This is a genomic window from Oceanirhabdus sp. W0125-5 (assembly GCF_027938815.1).
GTDB lineage: Bacteria > Bacillota > Clostridia > Clostridiales > Clostridiaceae > Oceanirhabdus.
The window spans coordinates 3,369,252-3,391,656 of sequence record NZ_CP115913.1 but is presented as its reverse complement, the minus strand read 5'-3'; the positions used below and the strand labels follow the sequence as shown (position 1 = coordinate 3,391,656).

Annotated in this window: 18 protein-coding genes; 4 read left to right on the top strand and 14 right to left on the bottom strand. The window is 29.7% G+C overall.

The window, feature by feature from the left end; genetic code table 11:
* The first annotated feature begins 46 nt into the window (after positions 1–46).
* Positions 47–865, top strand: coding sequence for an aldo/keto reductase (locus OW730_RS15625; protein WP_271224982.1), 819 nt, complete (start codon positions 47–49; stop codon positions 863–865).
* Positions 866–1,259: 394 nt separating this feature from the next.
* Here the strand turns inward: OW730_RS15625 and OW730_RS15620 are convergent, their stop codons facing one another.
* From OW730_RS15620 to OW730_RS15590, 7 genes are all read right to left on the bottom strand, one after another.
* The gene (locus OW730_RS15620; protein WP_271224981.1) at positions 1,260–2,555 is read right to left on the bottom strand and encodes a methionine gamma-lyase family protein; all 1,296 of its coding nucleotides are present in this window, start codon (positions 2,553–2,555) and stop codon (positions 1,260–1,262) included.
* Between the two features lie 87 nt (positions 2,556–2,642).
* Positions 2,643–2,879: an RNA chaperone Hfq gene (gene hfq / locus OW730_RS15615; protein ID WP_271224980.1), complete on the bottom strand. Its 237-nt coding sequence runs from the start codon at positions 2,877–2,879 to the stop codon at positions 2,643–2,645.
* Positions 2,880–2,962: 83 nt separating this feature from the next.
* Positions 2,963–3,898 carry a tRNA (adenosine(37)-N6)-dimethylallyltransferase MiaA gene (miaA, locus tag OW730_RS15610; protein ID WP_271224979.1) on the bottom strand — a complete coding sequence of 312 codons (936 nt, stop codon included), beginning with the start codon at positions 3,896–3,898 and terminating at the stop codon, positions 2,963–2,965.
* Between the two features lie 17 nt (positions 3,899–3,915).
* Positions 3,916–5,913, bottom strand: coding sequence for a DNA mismatch repair endonuclease MutL (gene mutL / locus OW730_RS15605; RefSeq protein WP_271224978.1), 1,998 nt, complete (start codon positions 5,911–5,913; stop codon positions 3,916–3,918).
* Between the two features lie 18 nt (positions 5,914–5,931).
* The gene (gene mutS, locus OW730_RS15600; protein WP_271224977.1) at positions 5,932–8,604 is read right to left on the bottom strand and encodes a DNA mismatch repair protein MutS; all 2,673 of its coding nucleotides are present in this window, start codon (positions 8,602–8,604) and stop codon (positions 5,932–5,934) included.
* A gap of 14 nt (positions 8,605–8,618) precedes the next feature.
* A complete protein-coding gene (gene miaB / locus OW730_RS15595; protein ID WP_271224976.1) occupies positions 8,619–9,944 on the bottom strand; it encodes a tRNA (N6-isopentenyl adenosine(37)-C2)-methylthiotransferase MiaB in 1,326 nt (441 codons plus the stop codon).
* Between the two features lie 89 nt (positions 9,945–10,033).
* On the bottom strand, positions 10,034–12,064 hold the full coding sequence (locus OW730_RS15590) for a methyl-accepting chemotaxis protein (RefSeq protein ID WP_271224975.1): 2,031 nt from the start codon (positions 12,062–12,064) through the stop codon (positions 10,034–10,036).
* Positions 12,065–12,595: 531 nt separating this feature from the next.
* On the opposite strand from OW730_RS15590, the gene OW730_RS15585 reads away from it, so the two are divergent.
* The 3 genes from OW730_RS15585 to OW730_RS15575 are packed head-to-tail and all read left to right on the top strand — an operon-like array spanning position 12,596 to position 15,213.
* Positions 12,596–13,780 (top strand): aminotransferase-like domain-containing protein, encoded by a 1,185-nt coding sequence (locus tag OW730_RS15585; protein WP_271224974.1) that lies wholly within the window; start codon positions 12,596–12,598, stop codon positions 13,778–13,780.
* A gap of 60 nt (positions 13,781–13,840) precedes the next feature.
* Complete coding sequence (locus tag OW730_RS15580; protein WP_271224973.1) at positions 13,841–13,993, top strand: hypothetical protein; 153 nt, start codon at positions 13,841–13,843, stop codon at positions 13,991–13,993.
* 17 nt (positions 13,994–14,010) lie between these two features.
* On the top strand, positions 14,011–15,213 hold the full coding sequence (locus OW730_RS15575) for a pyridoxal phosphate-dependent aminotransferase (protein WP_271224972.1): 1,203 nt from the start codon (positions 14,011–14,013) through the stop codon (positions 15,211–15,213).
* A 49-nt stretch (positions 15,214–15,262) separates the two neighbouring features.
* Here OW730_RS15575 and OW730_RS15570 read toward each other — a convergent pair whose 3' ends face one another.
* From OW730_RS15570 to gdhA, 7 genes are all read right to left on the bottom strand, one after another.
* Positions 15,263–16,117: a GNAT family N-acetyltransferase gene (locus tag OW730_RS15570; protein WP_271224971.1), complete on the bottom strand. Its 855-nt coding sequence runs from the start codon at positions 16,115–16,117 to the stop codon at positions 15,263–15,265.
* Positions 16,118–16,125: 8 nt separating this feature from the next.
* Positions 16,126–17,154: a hypothetical protein gene (locus OW730_RS15565; RefSeq protein WP_271224970.1), complete on the bottom strand. Its 1,029-nt coding sequence runs from the start codon at positions 17,152–17,154 to the stop codon at positions 16,126–16,128.
* Between the two features lie 156 nt (positions 17,155–17,310).
* Positions 17,311–18,156, bottom strand: a complete 846-nt coding sequence (ispH, locus tag OW730_RS15560; RefSeq protein WP_271224969.1) for a 4-hydroxy-3-methylbut-2-enyl diphosphate reductase — start codon at positions 18,154–18,156, stop codon at positions 17,311–17,313.
* Positions 18,157–18,164: 8 nt separating this feature from the next.
* A complete protein-coding gene (gene cmk, locus OW730_RS15555) occupies positions 18,165–18,812 on the bottom strand; it encodes a (d)CMP kinase (RefSeq protein WP_271224968.1) in 648 nt (215 codons plus the stop codon).
* 17 nt (positions 18,813–18,829) lie between these two features.
* On the bottom strand, positions 18,830–20,053 hold the full coding sequence (locus OW730_RS15550) for an NAD(P)/FAD-dependent oxidoreductase (protein ID WP_271224967.1): 1,224 nt from the start codon (positions 20,051–20,053) through the stop codon (positions 18,830–18,832).
* A 241-nt stretch (positions 20,054–20,294) separates the two neighbouring features.
* On the bottom strand, positions 20,295–20,687 hold the full coding sequence (locus OW730_RS15545; protein ID WP_271224966.1) for a hypothetical protein: 393 nt from the start codon (positions 20,685–20,687) through the stop codon (positions 20,295–20,297).
* Positions 20,688–21,037: 350 nt separating this feature from the next.
* Entirely contained in the window at positions 21,038–22,405 is a 1,368-nt protein-coding gene (gene gdhA, locus OW730_RS15540; RefSeq protein ID WP_271224965.1) for an NADP-specific glutamate dehydrogenase, read from the bottom strand.

Sequence of the window (22,405 nt, the reverse complement as noted above, 5' to 3'; positions counted from 1 at the left end):
TTAAATAATTATTAACGAAAAGATATTTACATTTGGAGGTAAAACTATGGACAAGATGAATATTGTTTTAAATAATGGAATAGAAATGCCATTGCTTGGATTTGGTACATTTAAAATTGAAGATGGTGAACAAGTAAAAGCGGCTGTTAAGGAGGCTTTGAATGCTGGATATAGACATATAGACACTGCAGCAGTATATGGTAATGAAACTGGTGTTGGTGCCGGAATTATGGAAAGTGGTGTTGAAAGAGAAGAAATATTTTTAGTAAGTAAAGTATGGAATTCAGATCAAGGCTATGAGGAAACTAAAAAAGCCTTTCAAGAATCACTAGATAAACTTAAAACAGACTATTTAGATTTATATTTAATACATTGGCCAAAAGAGTTAAATAAGGAAACATGGAGAGCTATGGAAGAACTTTATGAAGAAGGAAAGATTAAGGCGATTGGTATTTCCAACTTTAAACCTCACCACATTAAAGAGCTTATGGAAACTGCAAAAGTAATTCCAACTGTAAATCAAGTTGAATTCCATCCTCAATTTATTCAAGAAAAAACAATTGATTTTTGTAATGAACATAATATTAAAACAATAGCTTGGGGACCATTGATGCAGGGGGATATTTTTAAAATACCTTTAATGAAGGAAATTGCAGAGAAATATAAAAAATCAATTGCACAGGTTACATTAAGATGGGCATATCAGATGGGCGTTGCTACTGTTTCTAAGTCAATTAATCCTGAGAGAATAAGAAATAACTTTGATATTCTTAACTTTGAAATTTCTAAAGAAGATATGGCTAGAATTGCGGAACTTAATACAGGTGAAAGAATTGGTCCTGATCCTGATAAGATTGACTTCTAATAAAAATAAAAAGGATTATCCTGAGGATAATCCTTTTTGGATAATAACTTATGCGATTTTATCTTTAGAATATAGTTTTCTTTGCTTTTGTTAGCGTATTTCTATTATGTATTAATATGTTATTGTCATATCATCATTAGTACTTGAATTTGATCTTTTGTTCTTTATTTTTAATTCCTGAGTTTATAATTTAATATTTCTTTAGTTCTTTCAAGTTTATCTATTGTATTTCGAAATCTTTAGTACTTTTAATGTTTATCTTTTGCAATATTATAATAACATAAGATATTTAATAGAAAAAGCTAATTTTATAATTATTTAAATATTGTTTTATTTGTACATAAATAGTTTATATTGTTTAAAATTGATTTAAATTGTCGAATAAAGCATATTATTATTTGGTTTTATCTACATTAAGAACATTGGAAAGTGCGATAACTAATCCTATTTTTGCACTGTTAAAAGTTAACCCTCCCTGCATATAAGCTATATATGGTTCTCTTATAGGTGCATCTGCAGAAAGTTCGACTGAAGCTCCTTGTATGAAGGCACCAGCAGCCATTATTACATCGTCATCATAACCAGGCATTGGCCATGGTTCACACTCTACAAAGGAATCAATAGGTGAACCTTTTTGTATACCCTTGCAGAAAGCAATAACTTTATCTTTATCATTAAATTTTATTGCCTGAATTATATCGTTTCTTGCATCTGTAGAGGATGGTAAAACCTCTGCTCCAATCAACTCCATCATCCTAGCACATAATATAGAGGTTTTAAGAGCCTCAATGGTTACATGGGGTGCCATAAATAGTCCTTGATAAAATTGTCTCATAAGACCAAATGTAGCCCCGCACTCTCCTCCAATACCAGGTATAGTTAATCTAAAGGAAGCCCCTTCAACGTATTCTTTTTTTCCTACTACATATCCCCCAGCAGGAGATAATCCTCCACCAATGTTTTTAATTAATGACCCAGCCATTAAATCAGCACCTACATCCGTTGGTTCAATAACATCAACAAATTCTCCATAGCAGTTATCTATAAATATAATAACATCTTCTCTTAAAGATTTTATTTTCTCAATAGCCTTACCTATTTCCTTAACAGAAAAAGCTGATCTCCAACTATAACCAGGTGATCTTTGGATATGAATCAATTTAATTGAAGTATCATTTTTAAGTTCTTCTAATACTTTTTCAATATCAATCTTATTATCATTATTAAGATCCACTTGTTTATAATTGATACCATAATATTTTAAAGTTCCATTATGATCTCTATTTAAACCAATTACATTATGAAGTGTATCATATGGTGTTCCTGTTATTGTCATCATAGTATCTCCTGGTGCTAATACTCCATAAAGAGCAGCTCCTATAGCATGTGTTCCATTAACAAAATGAGGTCTTACAATAGCACTTTCTGTATTAAATATACGAGCATAAACCCTGTCAAATGCGTCTCTACCAATATCATCATATCCATATCCAGTTGAATTAGTAAAATGAGTATCGCTTATTTTCTCTTTCTGAAAAGCATTTAAAACTTTTAATTGATTGTACTCCCTGATTGCTTCCAACTGTTCAAATTGGTTTTTAACATCACTCATTGCTTGGTTATATATTTCAAATGAACGTTCATCAATATTGAACTGTTTCTTTAACATATCTTTAGTTAGTTCTAACATATTGTGGCTCCTTATTTATAGTTATATATTTATTTTTAGACATTAAGAAAGAATAGGTCACCCTATTCTTTCTAATTAATAAACTAATTATTTACTAGTATTTTCGCTATATAAAATAGGTGTGTCTGGTGTAATTGTTGTGATAGAATGCTTATATACAAGCATTTGCTTTCCATCAGAATCAAGAACAACAGTAAAACTATCAAATCCAGTTACAAATCCTCTTAATTGATAACCATTAACTAGGTATATTGTAACACCAATTTTATTTTTACGAGCTGTATTCAAAAATATATCTTGTAAGTTATTATTTAACTTATTCACAGTTTCACCCCCCATAGTACACTACTGTATTTATTTCTATCTTTGAAGCAAAAATCCTCTTTTTTAATATAGTTTATTTTAAATTAAAGATTATTTCTGAAATCAGAAATAATAAATTGTGCTACTTCTTTATCATTTGCAAAATTATCTTTATCAATCCATTTAACTCTTGGATCTTTTCTAAACCAAGTTAATTGTCTCTTAGCATAATTTCTACTACCTTTTTTAATAAGATAAACAGCTTCGTCATAAGAGATTTCTCCATCTAGATACATAAGTATTTCTTTATAGCCAATACCCTTCATTGATTGCATATCTTTAGTTAAGTTCATATCTTTTAAGCGTTTTACTTCATCGATAAGACCTTGCTGCAACATAATATCTACACGTTTATTTATTCTTTCATATAATTTATCACGATCCATTGTTAGTACATAGTAATGAACCTCATATGGAATATCATATATATCTCTTTCTGCATTCAATTCATGTATTGTCTTACCAGTTACTTTATGAACTTCTAGAGCTCTTACAACTCTCTTTAGATCATTAGGATACAGCTTCTCAAATGATATAGGATCAATGTCTTTTAGAAGAGAGTGAATATACTCCTTGCCTTTTTCTTCAGCTAAGGAATTTAAATAGTCTCTGTACTCTTCATTTTTATTAGTTTCACCAAAACTGTAATTAAATATTAGTGAGTTAATATATAATCCTGTACCACCAGCTACAATTGGCAGTTTGCCTTTAGAAGATATATAATCAATAGATTCCTTTGCTTTATCATGGAATTCAGAAACGCTGAATTCCTCTGTCGGATCAACAACATCAATAAGATAATGCTGAATTCCATCCATTTCTTCTTCAGTTACTTTAGCTGATCCAATATCCATTAATCTATAAATTTGCATTGAATCACTAGATATAATCTCCCCATCTAGCGATTTAGCTAATTCTACCGAAATTGCTGTTTTACCTACAGCTGTTGGACCGGCTAGAATTAATAACTTCTTATTCATCAAATCACGCCTTTACCTTATTGTATTCTTTTAAATAATTTTTCAATATCATGTGTTGTGAACTTAATAATTGTAGGCCTACCATGAGGACATGTGAAAGGTTCATTTATAAATCTTAATTCTTCTAGTAAATGTTCCATTTCTTTCATATTAAGTACATCATTTGCTTTTATGGCTTTTCTACATGCATTACGAGCAATAGTATTATATTTGATTTTACTTGTAGTTCCATTACCAAGATTCATTATATCTTCTAAAAATGTCATAAATGTTTCTTTAACATTTATGGATTTTAATAGTTCAGGGATTTCTCTGATACTTATTGTATTTCCACCAAATGTTTCACAGTTAAAACCAGCTTTATTAAAAAGCTCAATATTATCAAGAAAAACAGCCATCTCATCGGGAGTCAGGTCAACAAGAACTGGTACCGCTAATAATTGAGAAACGACTTTATGTTCATCAATTTCAGTAGAATACTTTTCAAAAAGTATCTTTTCATGAGCTGCATGTTGATCAATTATAAATAAAGTTTTATTTATCTCAGCTAAAATATAAGTTTTATCATACTGACCAATAACCTTAGGCATTGGAAACTTTCCTTTTTTTTCTGTGATTATTTCTAAATCATCATCTTTAATATAGGTTTCCTGAATAACCTCTTTTTTAATCTCACTCTTAAATAAAAAAGGTTCATTATGAGAAATAGTATCCTCATTTAAAGTTATATCTTTTTTTGGAGTATGAGTGTAAGTGTAACTGTTATCTTGGTTTATACTAGAATCGTTTATTCTAGTATCATTTATTCTATTTTCATTTATTTTAGTCTCATTTGAAAAGATTTTCTGATTAGATATTGTATTTTCATTTTTCTTTAAATCAATAGGTACTGAGATTTTAATCATATCATCCCCAAGTTTTTCAAGAGAACTAAGTGTACTAGTAAGATTTGATAATTTCTCTTCATTAAGTTTCAAAGGATTATTATTAACCATTATCTCTTCTTCTACTATGAAGCTATCTTGTAAGTCTTGTTTTAAAGCTTCGTGAACACCGTCAAAGACTAATTTGAATATCCCTCTATCTTCCTTAAACTTTATTTCAGATTTAGTTGGATGTATATTAACATCTATAATATCAGGAGATATATTAATAAATAATACGAAAAAAGGGAATTTATTTACTGTTAAAAAAGATTTAAATGCTCTTTCAACAGCTGTAGCAATCAGACGATTCTTAATATATCTTCCATTAACATATATAGTTTGTCTATTTCTACTTCCCCTACTAATTGATTCATTTCCGATAAAACCATAAATAGTTGAATACTCATTCTGATTTTCAAAGGAAATAATATTGTTATATGTTTCTTTTCCGTAAATATTTCTTATAGTTTCTCTTACATCTCCACTACCTGATGTTGAAAACACTTTTTTTGAGTCTCTAACAAAAGTAAAAGATACTTGAGGGTTACTTAATGCAAGTCTCATAAGTATATCATTTACTGCGGCTCCTTCTTTAGAAGATGACTTAAGAAATTTTTGTCTAGCAGGAACATTAAAGAATAAATCTTCAACTTCAATAGTAGTCCCTCTTCCACGACCAATCTCATTAACAGATTTTATAACACCTGCATCTATTATTATCTCTTTACCAAAATCAATTTCTTCACACTTTGATGAAAGTTTAGTTTTAGAGACGGAAGCTATACTTGGAAGAGCTTCCCCCCTAAATCCTAAAGTTGTTATGCTATATACATCAGATATTTTAGATATTTTGGAAGTTGCATGTGTTGTAAAAGCTTTTTCAACATCATCTGGATGTATTCCAACACCATCGTCAATAATCTTTATGCTCGTGTGACCACCTTCAATAATTTCTACTCTTATATTAGTTGATTTTGCATCAATTGAATTTTCAACCAACTCTTTAACAACTGATGAAGGTCTTTCAACAACCTCACCAGCTGCTATCTGATTGCATGTGTGTTTATCAAGCACCTGAATTCTTTTCATTTCGAATCACATCCTGATTTATATTTCCTTTGCTTTCTTTATGATTTCATATAACTTATTGAATCCGTCCATAGGTGTTAAGTTAAGAATTTCTATGTTTTTGATTTCATTAATTAAGTTATCTTTATATATATCATCAAAATTTAGTTGTTGGAAAGGTGCACTATTTAATTCTTCAGTAGTTGACTCGTGCTTATTATTTACCGGAATCTCTTTTTCAGGAACAGGTATACTTTCAGATAGAGTTTTATCTGCTGCTACTTCTTTTTCAACACTATGGTTACCTGTCTCTAATTCTTTTAATATATCTTTTGCTCTGTTGATAACAACATCAGGAATTCCAGCCAGTTTAGCAACTTCTATACCATAAGAATCATCTGTTCCACCTTCAACAACTTTTCTTAAAAATACTAATTGATTGTCGATTTCTCTTATTGCCACTGAATAATTTTTTACTCCAGGAATCTGTCCCTCTAACTGAATTAATTCATGGTAGTGAGTAGCAAAGAGTGTCTTGCATTTCAATGCAGAATTATTACACATGTATTCTATAACAGACCACGCAATACTTAAGCCATCAAATGTACTGGTTCCTCTACCAACCTCATCAAGTAATACAAGACTATTATTAGTTGCATTATTAAGTATATTAGATACTTCAGCCATCTCAACCATAAATGTACTTTTACCAGAAGCTAAATCATCAGAAGCACCAATTCTAGTAAATATTTTATCACAAACTGATATATTTGCAGAAGAGGCGGGTACATATGATCCAATCTGAGCCATTAATGTTATTAAAGCAACCTGTCTCATATATGTTGACTTTCCTGCCATGTTAGGTCCTGTAATAATTAACATCGTTTCTTTTAAATTATCTACATGAGTGTTATTTTCAACAAAAGTATTTTTAGGAATCATATTTTCTACAACTGGATGACGACCATCTTTAATATCAATTACCCCATTATCGTTAAATGTTGGTTTACAATAGTTATTTTCTCTAGCTACATACGCCAATGAAGAAATTGTGTCGATGTTTGCTATTATCTTAGCTGTAGATTTCATTCTGTTAATTTTCTTATCTAGGACTTCTCTTATTGCTACATAGAGGTTATACTCTCTGTTAATTAATTTTTCCTCTGCACCTAATATCTTATCTTCAACTTCTTTTAATTCAGGAGTTATATATCTTTCAGCATTAGCTAAAGTTTGTTTTCTAACATATCTTCCTTCTGGAACAAGGTGAATATTAGATTTTGTAACCTCAATATAATAGCCAAATACTTTATTATACTTTATTTTAAGAGATCGTATACCTAAGGCTTCTTTTTCTTGTGCTTCAAGTGTGGCTATCCATTGTTTACCATTTTTCTTGGCTTCTCTTAACTCATCTATCTCTTGATCATAACCATCTCTAATTATTCCACCCTCTTTTAAGGTTATTGGTGGATTATCGTCGATGGCTCTTTCAAGTAAATCAGAAATATCTTCTAATAAATCAATATTCTTAAAATAGCCACCTAATAATGGTGAATTAAAATCCTTTAGTAATTCCTTTACTCTTGGAATCTTATTTAGAGAAATTTTAAGTGATAACATCTCTTTTGGAGAAATATTACCTGTGCTGATTTTCCCTATCAATCTCTCAATATCATAAATATCATTTAATGATTCTTTCAAATCTTCATGAATAAATATATTTTCAATTAACTCTTTAATACCATCAAGTCGTTCATTAATAAGCTCTTTATCTAGAAGAGGTTTTTCTATCCATTTTCTTAAATTTCTAGCTCCCATAGATGTATCTGTTTTATCTAAAACCCATAAAAGAGAACCTTTTTTAGATTTATCTTTCATAGTTTCTGTTAACTCAAGATTTCTCTTAGAGTTCATATCTAATGATAAATGATCTAAAAGTTTGTAAGTTTCAATATTATTCATATGCTTAGGTAATAATTTTAAATTATGTTTAAAATAATGTATAAGGGAACTAATTGAGATTTTTTCTATATGAGATAGTTTTGCAACCTCATCCGCTGAAAATTGTTCTTGCAATAGTTCAGAATAATCCTTTGAATACTCTGATTCATCAATACCGTTCGTTGGTATTGAAAATTTATCACATAATTCCAATATAAATTCCTCGCTGCATCCATTATTAAAAATAATTTCCGTAGGCATGAACTTTGCGATTTCATTAAATATCATACTAGAATTATATCTTTCGAATGTAGTATAAAGTTCCCCTGTTGATATGTCTCCAAAGCTAAGTGAAAACTGATTGTTGTCATTATCAACATATAAACTTAAAACAAAGTTATTCTTATCTTCCTTAAGGAATTGAGAGTCTGTATATGTCCCAGGTGTATAGATTTTAACGATTTCTCTTTTAACTATCCCCTTTGAAGCACTTGCTTCTTCTACCTGTTCACATATAGCTACTTTATGTCCTTTAGTAATCAATGTTCTTATATAATTATGAGCTGAATGAAATGGAATTCCACACATAGGAGCTCTTTCTTCTAAACCACAGTTTTTGCCAGTAAGAGCGATTTCTAGATCTTTAGATGCTATTATAGCATCCTCAAAAAACATTTCATAAAAATCCCCAAGTCTAAATAAGAGAATGCAATCTTTAGCATTCTCTTTTATCTCGAGGTATTGCAGCATCATTGGAGTTAATCCCATGAAAAATACCTCCTTTACACTTGTTCACCCATTAATGAGAAAGATTTTGGCGAAGTAATTTTTACGTTTACAATTTGACCAATGCTATCTTTTGAACCTGAGAAGTTTACCAATCTACCATTTCTAGTTCTACCCATTAACATAGTATCATTGTTTTTAGAAGTTCCTTCAACTAAAACTTCAACAGTTCTGTCTTTGTATTCTAAGTTATTTTTAATTGTACGTTCATTAATAACATCCAATAATCTATTAAATCTTTCATGCTTAACATCTTCAGGTACTTGATTTTCATATTCTGCAGCAGGTGTACCTGTTCTTTTAGAATATAAGAATGTATAAGCAGCATCGTATTCTACTTTTTTGCAAAGATCTAATGTCTCCTCAAAGTCTTCCTCAGTTTCACCAGGGAAACCAACTATTAAGTCAGTTGTTAAAGCTACATTAGGAATTCTATTCTTTATTTTCTCAACAAGCTCAAGATAGCTTTCTTTAGTGTAATGTCTATTCATTCTCTTCAGGATGTTTGATGAACCACTTTGAACAGGTAAATGAATTTGTTCACAAAGTTTATCACATTCAGCAATAGCATCTATTACATCATCTGATAAATCCTTTGGATGTGAAGTCATAAATCTAACTCTTTCTAATCCATCTATTTTGTTAATCATTCTTAAAAGATCTGCAAATGATAACTCATCATTTAATCCTTTTCCATAAGAGTTAACATTTTGACCAAGAAGAGTAACTTCCTTATATCCTTTTGATACAAGTTCTTTAATTTCATTTATAATGTCTTCTGGCTTTCTGCTTCTTTCACGTCCTCTAACATGTGGAACAATACAATATGTGCAGAAATTGTTACAACCATACATAATTGTAACGAAAGCTTTATAAGGATTCTTTCTATCAATAGGAAGATTTGATTCAATTTCCTCTAAACTTTTTTCTTTATCCCAGATTTCTAAAACAGGTCTTTCACCACTAAGTACTTTAGTTAAATATTCTGGGAATTTGTATGAGTTATGAGTTCCTATTATTATATCTACATATGGGAATTTTTTAATTACCTCATCTTTCATACCAGGTTGCTGCATCATACATCCTGTAACAGCAATAACTAATTCAGGTTTTTCCATCTTTAATTTTTTTAGAGCACCTAAGTGACCATAAACTTTAAGCTCAGCATTCTCTCTTACACAACATGTGTTGAAGATAATAATGTCAGCTTCCTTCCTATTTTTTGTATATGTGTAATTCTTTATTTTCAACATACCTGAGATTTTTTCAGAATCTTCTTCATTCATTTGGCAACCCCAAGTCTCAATGTAATATTTTAACATTAATCATTCTCCTTCTTTTTCTTCTATAGTTAATATTTATTTGAATTAAGCATTAAAAAAATTCAATTATCAACTTAATATTATACACTCTAGTGGAATGATTTAGTTAAAATGGTAAATTCATTATCAAAATCTTCAATTATCAAATTCACTTTTGTAGAAATATCCTTTAATACTACTGCAAGTTCGGATACTTCGCTACTTATTTGCAGTTGTTTTTTTGAATCAGCAAAGACTCTATTGGTGTTTGATTCTGATTCTTTAGCGATATTAGACATTTTAGTCATTCTCTCACAGACTTCAAATGTCCCTACAGCTGCTTCTTCAGTAGCAGCTGTAACATCTTCAATTTTATTTGAAACACAATCAATGGTTTCATATATTTCTTTAAAAACATCTCCTGATTTATTTGTTACGTTTAAGCCTCCATGAACAGTAAGAACTACGTTCTCCATAAGCTTCCGTGTTTCATTTATTTCATGTTGTGTAGCTAAAATTAATGATTTAATATTTTCTGTAGAACTTGAAGATTCTTCTGCTAGCTTTTTTACTTCATCAGCTACAACTGAAAATCCCTTTCCATGAACACCAACTCTAGCAGCTTCAATTGCTGCATTTAAAGCAAGTAAGTTAGTTTGATCAGATATATCACTAATTAATTTAACAATTTCACCGATTCGAAGAGAGTATCCCTCTAATGTTTTCATTTTTGTAACAACATTACTTACAGCGTCATCTATACTTCGCATTTCATTTATAGTTGCTTCAATATTAAGTTTTCCATCTTTAGCTTTTATAGTAGATTTGATAGCTAACTCAGATACTTCAGTAAAAACTTGTGCTATTTGCTGCAAACTTTTAGACATTTCATCAACAATGGAGGTACTTTCCATTGTTGTTACAAGATTATCTTTTGCTCCTTGTGCGATATTTTCTACATTTTTAGAGATATCATTATTCGAGTATAAAATATCTTCTATATTATTAGAAAGATTTAAAGATGAACTCATAACCATATTTGATGCTTTTTTTAGAGCTATTAATAATGATTCAGCTGAATCTTTTGTATTTAAAATAGATTTCCTAGTTAGCATTTGTTTTTCTTTAATTTTATATATAGTGGAGATTATAAAGAAACTTATTAAAGATAAAATAATCATTATTAATATCACTATAAAGATTATATTAATTAATATTTTTAACAAGTCTGTTTTATCATTATAAGCAATAAGTTTCCAATCACCATCAAATTCTTTAATACTAACTGAATTATGTATATTACTACTGATTTCATGAACCTTTGCTTTGGGATTTATTGTTACAAAAGTAAATAAACCTTCCACATTATTAATATATCCATTATCTTTTTTTGAAATCTTTTCCCAAGTTGTTTTGAATGTATCACTAAATTTATAATCTTTATCTTCGTACATAAAAGCCCATTCTAAATGATCGGTTATTGCTTTTAAATAATACCCTTCTTCATTTAAAAGGATAACATTACTAATTTCTTCATCTTGTAGCAATGAAAGTATATTCTCACCTTCATAATAAAGGATTAACATACCTCGTTTTGCACCTCCGATACCATATATAGGTGTGGAAAATTTTATAATTGGTGTAATTGGTTCTTTTACAATGCCATTATCTTTTTTTAGTTGAAATTCAGAAACATAAATATCACCTTTTGGGAGTTCTTTAGTGATTTCAAATATATCTTCATTTTTAAGAGTAGATAAAGTGTCATTTGAAGCAACTTGTGGTTTCCCATTATTATAATTAACTCTTATGATTTCATTTCCGCTTAAATCAACTAATTTTATTTCATTAAAAACCATCATACTTTTTGAATACTTAATCAAATCTTTTTTTACTAAAGGGATATAACTTTCATCGAAAAATAATCTTTTCATAGTCTCCATCTCAGATAAAAAAGTCAAATCAGATACAACTTGTTTGAAATCCTTAAAAATACTTTGGGTTTTAGTTTTAATACTCTTTTCTTGTTCAAGTTTAAATGTATGTATTTCTTTTAAATATAAAAAACCTCCAATTAAACAACTCAATAAAAATATTATTAATAATGATGATAAAAATATTTTTTTATATTTTTTTTTCAAATAAGTACCCCCCTTTTGATATGCAAACGTTTTCATTAGTGATTTTACTCATATTATATCAAGTTAAAATATATTATTCAATAATATACTTTAACTCTAATTATGTACCTAGATAGAAAAAATGTAGTTTATTAAAAAAAAATATCTCTAAATTGCAATTAAACTTTCATGTTTACGTTATTTATGAAATATTACTGTCTTTATTCTATGTACTTTAAAATAATAAATGAGGATTATATTTTTGTATTCAGTTCAAATTTGTGAAAAGTATTACTATTAAAATCTAAAAATAGTATCATTATTATACTTTGATTAATGGTTCAATCTAAAATAAAATGTTTTAAATTAAATATTTTAAAAATATCAGTATCAAACCATATAAATTTTGAAGGCTTACTTGCAAATAACCTTACCTAAAGTTATAATGAAATTGTACAAAATATTATAAAAATTTATTAAGTTCATAAATAATAATATAATTAAAAAATTTCTTTAAATTATTAAGAAAAATCCATATCGGGGGTGCTTTTTATGGAATTAAGATACTCAGACAGAGCGTCTTATGTTAAAGCAAGTGAAATCAGAGAGTTATTAAAATTAACTCAGAGACCAGAAGTTATTTCATTCGCAGGTGGACTACCTGCTCCAGAGTTATTTCCTTTGGAACAAATCAACAAAGTAATGAATAAGGTTATTTTAGAAGATGGACATGCAGCTTTACAGTATGCCACTACTGAAGGATATAATCCTTTAAGAAAAATTATAGCAGAGCAAAGAATGCAACCAAATAGAATTGACTGTACTTATGAAAATATAATGATTACCAATGGGTCTCAACAAGGATTAGAGTTTTCAGGAAAACTATTCCTTAATGAAGGTGACATTGTAATGTGTGAAAGCCCTAGTTATTTAGGAGCAATTAATGCATTTAAAATATATAATCCTAAATTTGTAGAGATTCCTATGGATGAAAATGGAATGATTATTGAGGAACTTGAAAAAGCTCTTGAGAAATATCCAGAAACTAAGATGATTTATACTATTCCAGACTTCCAAAATCCATCAGGTAAGACAATGTCACTTGAAAGAAGAAAAAAACTAGCTGAAATTGCAAATGAGAAAAAAATACCTGTAATTGAAGACAGTCCATATGGAGAGTTAAGATTTGAAGGAGAAAAGCTTCCATGTATCAAACACTTTGATGCTGAGGGGTATGTTATTACACTAGGATCATTCTCTAAGACTTTCTGTCCAGGACTGAGAATTGGATGGGTATGTGCACATAAAGATATTGTAAATAAATACGTACTTATAAAACAAGGTGCTGACTTACAAGCAAGTTCTGTAAGTCAAATAGCAGCTGCAAGATTTATGGAAGAATATGATTTGAATGATCACATTCAGAAGATAATCTCTGTTTATAAGAAAAGAAGAGATTTAATGCTTGATAGTATGAAGAAATACTTCCCTGCAGAAGTTAAATACACTTATCCTGAAGGTGGATTGTTTACATGGGTTGAGTTAAGAGAAGACTTAGATTCAAGAGAAATCAATATGGAAGCATTAGAAGTTAATGTTGCTTTTGTACCAGGTGGATCGTTCTTCCCTAATGGTGGAAATAACAATACTTTCAGACTTAATTATTCAACTATGCCTGAAGATAAAATTGTAGAAGGTATTAAGAGACTTGGTGAAGTGTTAAAAAGACATTATTAATCAGATTTTATGAATAATTATCCCCTTTTAGGTTAATATAAATCTGAAGGGGGAATCCTTATGTATGATGCGAAACAAAAAAATGAAGAAGTTAATTATCAGAATATATTGAACTGCAAATGTATTTCAGATAAAATATATTTTGAGTATAATTATTATTCATATTTAAAGTTAAAAAAGACAAAATTTAATCCAAATGATCATTTATTATAATTTAGGGGGATGTAGATATGAGACTTTCTAACCGTATAAAAGAAATGCAATTTTCACCTATAAGGAAATTAGTTCCGTATGCTCAAGAAGCAAAAAATAGAGGTATTGATATTTATCATTTAAATATTGGACAACCTGATATTAAAACTCCTGAAACATTTATGGAAGCTGTTAGAAATTTTGATGACAAAGTTATCAAGTATGCTAATTCACAAGGAATAGAGTCTTGTTTAAAGTCGTTCCAAGAGTACTTTAAACAATGGGATATGAATTTCGGAGATAATGAAATAATTATAACTAATGGTGGATCAGAAGCATTAATGTTTGCTTTAATGGCTATATGTGATCATGGTGATGAAATTATTATTCCAGAGCCTTTTTATACAAATTATAATGGATTCTCTGCTGTTGCAGGAGCAAAAGTTGTTCCGTTTACAACAAAGGCAGAAGATGGATTCCACTTACCTTCTAAAGAGGAGATAGCTAGTAAAATTACAGATAAGACTAGAGCAATCATGATTTCAAACCCTGGTAACCCTACTGGAGTTGTATACACTGAAGCTGAAATTAGAATGTTAGCTGATCTTGCTAAAGAGCATGATTTATATCTGATTTCTGATGAAGTATATAGAGAATTTGTTTATGACGGATTGAAGTTCACTTCTCCTTATTATTTAGAAGATGTTAGAGAAAGAGTAATAATTATTGATTCTGTATCTAAGCGTTATAGTGCATGTGGTGCTAGAATTGGATTATTAGCGTCTAACAATACTGAGTTAATGAAAGAAGTTATGAAATTAGCACAATCAAGATTATGTGTTTCTACTTTAGATCAAATTGGATCTGCTAATTTGATTAATACTCCTGCTTCATATCTTGAGGAAGTATTTGCTGAGTATGATAAAAGAAGAAATATTCTTTATAAAAAACTAAAAGAGATTCCAGATGTAATATGTGAAAAACCAACTGGTGCATTCTATGTTGTAGTTAAGTTACCAGTAGATTCTGGAGAGGATTTTGCAAAATGGCTTTTAACTGACTTTAATGTTGATAATAAGACTATAATGGTAGCTCCTGCGCAAGGTTTCTATGCTACACCTGGTCTAGGTCAAGATGAGATTAGAATTTCTTATTGTTTAAACTGTGAAGCATTATCAGATGCTATGGATATTTTAAAAGCTGGTGTTGCAGAATACAGAAGAACTAAGATGAACTTATAAAATAGATTTTTAAAAAGAGTTGAAATATTCAACTCTTTTTTTTATAGGATTATTTTCTTTTCCAGTATATAGTGTCACTAGTTTTTTTAAATCCAATGCCACTATAAAGTTTCAAAGCAATATCATTATCATTAAGAACTTTGATTTTCATTTTTTCATAACCCCAAGCGTGACCTTTATTTAACAGATACTTAAGAAAATATTTACCCAGACCTTTATTTCGATAAGAGTGAAGTATGCCGAAATTGACTAGGTATAACTCCCCTTTCATTAAAATTAATTGACCATAGCCAATAACTTTCCCGTGGTTAGTTAAAAAATAAGAACCATTATTTAGATAGTACTCTTGCATCATATCTAGTTCAATATCACTTACTGTTAAAGGTGTTCTGTTTTTTTTATAAAAAATGGAGTTTTGTACTTCTACCCTATTCCATTCATCTTTTCTTCTTCTAAATGGTCGAATAATATAATTTTCGTACTTTTGTTCTGGATATTGTTTAAGTTCAATTTGCATATCAATTATACTTTGATCCCTTTCAAATCCCAGTTCACTAAGGAGATTATTACATTTTGCATTAATAGATGATATATATTCAATCTCTTTAAAATTGTCTAAATAATCAGATAATACAAACATGGTTTTTTTATCTACGGAGTCTAAAAACAGTGATTTGATTTTGGTATTTGAATCCTTGTGATTATTTAGCCAAAAATACCCAACAATGTTTTCTCTAGGGTTCATAATAAAGAGTAGATTTTTTCTCAGAATAACCCTATCAAAAAATGAAGCTCTGGAATATTCGGACTTAAAATTCTCATTTAATTTATTAAATTCTACTGCTTTCTCATAATCTACATTTCTATTTATTAAATATTTATTACTTCTAACAACTCTATGCATTATTCCTCCTAGTACTCATAATCATTTAAAAATTCAATGAATCCATTAATAAATTTTTTGCTTCTTTGGGAGTAAGTTGTAACTTTCTTTAAATTGTGAAGATATTTGCTTTCAGACCAATCCTTCTTAGTAAAATACCTTCTTTTACCTAATCTATAAAATTTAAAAGGAAATATTATCATTGCAAATAGTAATTTGACTTCGTCTTTTGAGAGTATATGACTCTTGTTATACTCATTGATTATATCTATAGTAAACTCAAGGTGTTGATCTGGTTGAGAATAATGATATGCTTTCATCAAAAGTTCATATAAATCTTTTATTCTTAAATTTATTGAACATTTAGATAAATTATTAAAGTATACTTGATTATTAATTATCTGAAGTTCCTCGCTTCTAAATCTGTTAATACAAATTACTTTATTTATTTCATTATTATCAATCAATGAGTTTATTGAAATATCTTTGATTTGTGAGAGTGCTATTAGTGCTAAATTTGTATAATAAGGTAAACATTTTAAGTACATTTCATCAAAGCGACTCACTACATTTCTATTATTAATTATACTTGCTATTCTATCAAATGAATACAGGTTTTCCATAATATTTTTAGATAAATTATTAACTCTGTCTTTAATATTTAAACTACTAAAATCCACATTTGTAGAAGATGTATGAAAATCACTTATGCTAGTAGTTAGTAATTTTACGTGATTTTTGTTTTTAAACTCAAATTGTAGTCCTTTATTATATAAGGTGATATAATAATATGATTTATGTCTTTTATAAAAGTACTCTCCGTGTTTTGATTTAATAACTCTTAAGGTATTCATAATGTTTTTCTCGTTAAGGACATTAGCGAGGTTAAATTGATTATAAACATCTCCACGCTTAGAATAAACTTTATTTATCTTATAAATTGAGTTGTTGGTGTCATACAATAGATACTCCTCACCTATTCTATATGCAGTCTTTGGACTTAATTCATATCTTGAAGCCATCTTTAAGATGAGGCTTATCTCTTTATCTGTTAGCACATGTTTAATATCATTATTAATCAGTACCCCCTCCTAAAGATTGATGTGAAATAAACCTTATTAAATTATATGGGAATGCATCAGGTGATTAGTACTTATTTTAAATATTACTAAAAAAAAGCTAGGATCGTAATCCTAGCTCTGTGGTTGAAAAAATTATAAGTTACTTATGAAATCCACTATCTCATCTATAATCCACTTTGGTGTTGAGGCACCTGCTGTAACTCCAACCTTATTAATATTTTTTAATAGATCAATATTAATATTCTCAACATTTGATACTAATTGAGTGTTTTGGCAATATTCACTACAAATTTCATAGAGTTTTTTTGTGTTGGAACTTGCTTTCCCACCAATAACAATCATTGCAGGAACAGTTTGTGATAATTCCTTAGCTGCCATTTGTCTTTCTGTTGTAGCACTGCATATGGTGTTAAGTGCAATAATTTCTTTATCAGGATTAGCTATTTTTACAGCATTCACAATTTTATCCCAAATCTCCTTCTTTTCAGTAGTTTGGGAAAGAATACATATGTCTTTATCAAATGATGGGACATTTTTTGCATCTCTAGTGATAAAGGCAGAATTCTTACACCAACCATTAATTCCGATAATTTCTGGATGCTTTTCGTTACCAACAAGTACAATTTGGTACCCTTTTTGATAGTATTCGCGAGCTTTTGTTTGAATTCTCTTTACATACGGACAAGTGCAATCTATTACAGTTCCTATGTTTGCTTTTAGCATCTCTTCAATATCCTCTGTTACTCCATGAGATCTAATGATTATTTCATTGGAATTTTTTAATTTATGAATATCATCAATTGATAGAGGATCAACACCTTTTTCACTAAGATAGCTAATAGCTTCTTCATTGTGGATTAAGGGGCCGAAAGTATAGGTAGAAACGTTTTTATCTTTAGATTTTTCAAGAGCTGTTTCATAAGCTCTGTTAACTCCGAAACAAAAACCTGATTTCTCAGCAAGTATTACTTCTTTCATTTTCTCACCTACTTATTAACATAATTCATTATCTTTTCTACAACTTCATCTATTGTTAATTTTGTTGAATCGATTTCTATAGCATCATCAGCCTTTGCAAGAGGATCTGTTTCTCTAGTGCTATCTATGTGGTCTCTTCTCTTAATATCTTCTAACAATTCATTATAGTCCACTTCTACGCCATTATTCTTGTACTCATTGAATCTACGATTAGCCCTCTCTTCTGCTGAAGCACTTAAAAAGAATTTAAATTCAGCATCTTTTAACACCACAGTACCAATATCTCGTCCATCCATTATTACATCAAATTTTTTAGCCATATCCTGCATTTTTTTTACTAACATACGTCTAACCTTAGGTACAGCAGCGTAATTAGATACATTATTACTTGTTTCAGGGAGAATAATTTCTTGACTAATATTCTCGCCGTCCATAAATAACTGATCATCTTCAAAATATAATTCTGTTCCTTCAATTAGCTTTTCTAACTTATCAACACTTGTATATGAAATATTTTCTCTTAGGGCTTTTAACGTTATTGCTCTATACATTGCACCAGTATTAATATACATTAAATTTAATCTTTCTCCTATAATCTTAGCTATAGTACTTTTACCTGAACCTGCTGGTCCATCTATTGCAATATTTTTGTTCATAATATTACCTCCATTTATTAGTCAATGCTGTTTCCAGCTAAATATCCTGTTGAATATGCAATTTGCAGATTATATCCACCTGTAAATGCATCAACATCGATTAACTCACCAGCAAAGGATAAATTCTCCACTATTTTTGATTTCATTGTAGATGGATCAACTTCTTTAGTATTAATGCCACCAGATGTAATGATTGCTTCTTTTATTGATCTCAAACCAATTATATCAATAGGTAAATTCTGTAGAATACTACCTAATTCAAGTCTTTCGTTCTTAGTAATTGAGTTAACCTTTTTCAAAGGATCAATATCACTTAACTGAATAATAATATCTATCATTTTTTTAGGTAATAATTCACCTAATGAATTTTTAAAATCTTTATTAAGGTATTTTTCGAAATCTTTCTGAATCCTATTATCTAATTCTTTAGCGCTTAAGGCAGGTTTTAAATTAATAGTACAACTTAATTCATTAAAATTTTCTCTGTTAATAACGCTGCTAGCGCTAAGAACAAGAGGTCCACTTACACCGAAATGGGTAAATAATAATTCTCCAAACCCTGAATACAACACTTTCTTTTGTTTTTTAATAGTTAATTCAATGTTTTTTAAAGTAAGACCTTGAAGGGATTTTACCCACTCTTCTTCGCACACAAAAGGAACTAGTGCAGGTACTATCTCTTCAATAGTATGACCTAATTTCTTAGATAGTGTATACCCTTCCCCTGTCGAACCTGTTGTGGGATATGAAACTCCACCAGTTGCAAAAATAAAGTGGTCCCCTTTAATTTCATTTCCGTTGTGAAGAATCAGGCTGTTTATCTTTTTACCATCATAATTAACTTTAGTAACTGTAGTATTTAATCTAATGTCTACATTGTTTTGTTTTAAAATTTTACTAAATGCTTTAATAACATCTGATGATTTATCACTTTCAGGAAACACTCTGTCGCCACGTTCTACTTTTAAATCTAATCCAGCTTCTCTGAGCATATTCATTACATTTTCGTTGGTAAAAGAATAAAGCGAGCTATATAAAAAATGTGGATTTCTAGGTATATTCTCAAAAAATTCACCGATATCCTTAGCATTTGTTATATTGCAGCGTCCCTTACCTGTTATGTACAATTTCTTTCCAAGTTTCTCGTTTTTCTCTATTAAAACAACTTTGTGATTCTTACTAGCTGAAATGGCAGCCATCATTCCTGCTGGGCCACCTCCAATAACAATTACCTTTGCCATATTATCCTCCGTATTGTAGCTTTTATGATTAATATATTTCTACCTTTATATACTATAGTAAAATAGTAGTTTTTTCAATGAATCTACATAAAAAATAATAAAAAACAGTCAAAGTATACTTGACTGTTTAATTTCTATAATGAGTTTTTATAAATTTCTTTAACTACAGTTCTATCTCCGGCTATATGAGCACAATTAAAAATGACTATGTTAAATTACATAGTCATTAAATAGCGTTATATTAAATTCTTTCTCTTAAAACCTCTTTTATTTTCACTTCAAATAAAAGTCTTGAGCATGTCCTACTTAATCTTAATCTCAAATCGTAATCAAATTCTTCAAAATCGGATCCCATTTTTTGCTTAATTCTTTTTTGTAAAACATCATGAGTGTAATCTAATTCTTCATAAGGAATATCATCTATAAGAAAAAAGTTTAATTCATCCCCTGCAGCACCTTTGCTTTGAAAGTGCTTAATCAATTCATCAAGCATAAACCATTTTTTTATATATTCATATTCTTTAATCATTTTTTCTAATGAGATGTTATATATTGCCTCTTCTAGAAAGGGAACCTCATAAAAACAATTCATATTCATTACATTTTCTTCAACATCCTTCACAAAATAAAACATTTCAATCCCCTCCATAGCATGTCTCCTAAGTCTATAAATCAATTTATTTTTATATTGGTAATATAACTATGTATAAAATTTATTATAGCATTTAAATAAATATCACTATAAGTATAGCAAATTATTGTCTTTTGTTCTATTAGTACATTAATCCTATTTGTGAAGCTTTTAATAATAATAACAAATACTATACTTGAGAAGGTTATATAACTGCTGTTACTAAGGTATTTCTATGTGATATAATCCTTATCAGTAACTTATTTTAAAATATCCCATCAGATTATTAATTTTGGTATAGTTTGTAAATAAAAAAGCAATCGGATAACCGATTGCTTTAAGAAATTTAAATTTTAGTAATCTCCTTGAGCTTCCATTGCTTGAGCAACTTTTAAGAAACCAGCGATGTTAGCACCAGCTACTAAGTTGTAACCGAAACCATATTGCTCAGCAGCAGTCATAGCATTGTTATGGATATTGATCATGATTTGGTGAAGTTTTGCATCAACTTCCTCTTCAGTCCATGATAATCTCATGCTGTTTTGAGACATTTCTAAAGCAGAAGTAGCAACTCCACCAGCGTTTGCAGCTTTAGCAGGTCCTACTAATACTCCATTTTCTACTAAGTATTCTAATGCTTCATTAGTTGTAGGCATGTTAGCACCTTCAACAACGAATTTGATTTTGTTTTCAACGATTGCTTTAGCGTGATCTAAGTGAATATCATTTTGAGTTGCACATGGCATAATGATATCAACTTTTCTACCCCATGGCTTTTCTCCTGGGAAGAACTCACAACCAAATTTATCAGCGTAATCTTGAACCTTATCTCTACCAGATGCTCTCATTTCTAATAAGTAGTTGATTTTCTCATCTGTAGTGATACCATCAGCATCGTAGATGTATCCATCAGGACCAGATAAAGTAACAACTTTACCACCTAAATCTCTAACTTTGATACATGCACCCCATGCAACGTTACCGAATCCAGAAACAGCAACTGTTTTACCATTGAAGTCAGTTCCTTCATGCTTTAACATTTCGTTAGCGAAGTAAGTTACACCGAAACCAGTAGCTTCAGGTCTGATTAAGCTTCCACCATATGGAATACCTTTACCAGTTAATACTCCATTCTCGAATGCCCCTCTGATTCTTCTATATTGTCCGTATAAGTATCCAATCTCTCTTCCACCAACACCGATATCTCCAGCTGGTACGTCTACATCTGGTCCGATGTGTCTGTATAACTCAGTCATGAAGCTTTGGCAGAATCTCATTACTTCTTTATCAGATTTTCCTCTTGGGTCGAAGTCAGAACCACCTTTTCCTCCTCCGATTGGAAGACCAGTTAATGAATTTTTGAAAATTTGCTCGAATCCTAAGAATTTAACAATACCAATATAAACTGATGGATGGAATCTAAGCCCTCCTTTGTAAGGTCCTATAGCTCCGTTAAATTGAACTCTGAAACCACGGTTTACGTGAACATTACCGTTGTCATCAGTCCAAGGCACCTTGAACATGATTTGTCTTTCAGGCTCAGTCATTCTGTCTAATAAATTACTTTCAATATACTCAGGGTGTTTTTCTAATACAGGTACTAATGAAACTAAAACTTCTTCAACTGCTTGGATAAATTCTGTTTCTGAAGAGTTTCTAGCTTTAATTCTTCCTAATACCTCTTGAACGTAAGCTGATGCGTTGATTCTTTCATTTGCCAT

Excerpts from the sequence above, each read along its gene's own strand:
- OW730_RS15625 (WP_271224982.1), top strand. The coding sequence starts at position 47 with ATGGACAAGATGAATATTGTTTTAAATAATGGAATAGAAATGCCATTG.
- OW730_RS15620 (WP_271224981.1), bottom strand. The coding sequence starts at position 2,555 with ATGTTAGAACTAACTAAAGATATGTTAAAGAAACAGTTCAATATTGAT.
- miaA (WP_271224979.1), bottom strand. The coding sequence starts at position 3,898 with ATGAATAAGAAGTTATTAATTCTAGCCGGTCCAACAGCTGTAGGTAAA.
- mutL (WP_271224978.1), bottom strand. The coding sequence starts at position 5,913 with ATGAAAAGAATTCAGGTGCTTGATAAACACACATGCAATCAGATAGCA.
- mutS (WP_271224977.1), bottom strand. The coding sequence starts at position 8,604 with ATGGGATTAACTCCAATGATGCTGCAATACCTCGAGATAAAAGAGAAT.
- miaB (WP_271224976.1), bottom strand. The coding sequence starts at position 9,944 with ATGTTAAAATATTACATTGAGACTTGGGGTTGCCAAATGAATGAAGAA.
- OW730_RS15585 (WP_271224974.1), top strand. The coding sequence starts at position 12,596 with ATGGAATTAAGATACTCAGACAGAGCGTCTTATGTTAAAGCAAGTGAA.
- OW730_RS15580 (WP_271224973.1), top strand. The coding sequence starts at position 13,841 with ATGTATGATGCGAAACAAAAAAATGAAGAAGTTAATTATCAGAATATA.
- OW730_RS15575 (WP_271224972.1), top strand. The coding sequence starts at position 14,011 with ATGAGACTTTCTAACCGTATAAAAGAAATGCAATTTTCACCTATAAGG.
- OW730_RS15570 (WP_271224971.1), bottom strand. The coding sequence starts at position 16,117 with ATGCATAGAGTTGTTAGAAGTAATAAATATTTAATAAATAGAAATGTA.
- ispH (WP_271224969.1), bottom strand. The coding sequence starts at position 18,156 with ATGAAAGAAGTAATACTTGCTGAGAAATCAGGTTTTTGTTTCGGAGTT.
- cmk (WP_271224968.1), bottom strand. The coding sequence starts at position 18,812 with ATGAACAAAAATATTGCAATAGATGGACCAGCAGGTTCAGGTAAAAGT.
- OW730_RS15550 (WP_271224967.1), bottom strand. The coding sequence starts at position 20,053 with ATGGCAAAGGTAATTGTTATTGGAGGTGGCCCAGCAGGAATGATGGCT.
- OW730_RS15545 (WP_271224966.1), bottom strand. The coding sequence starts at position 20,687 with ATGTTTTATTTTGTGAAGGATGTTGAAGAAAATGTAATGAATATGAAT.
- gdhA (WP_271224965.1), bottom strand. The coding sequence starts at position 22,405 with ATGGCAAATGAAAGAATCAACGCATCAGCTTACGTTCAAGAGGTATTA.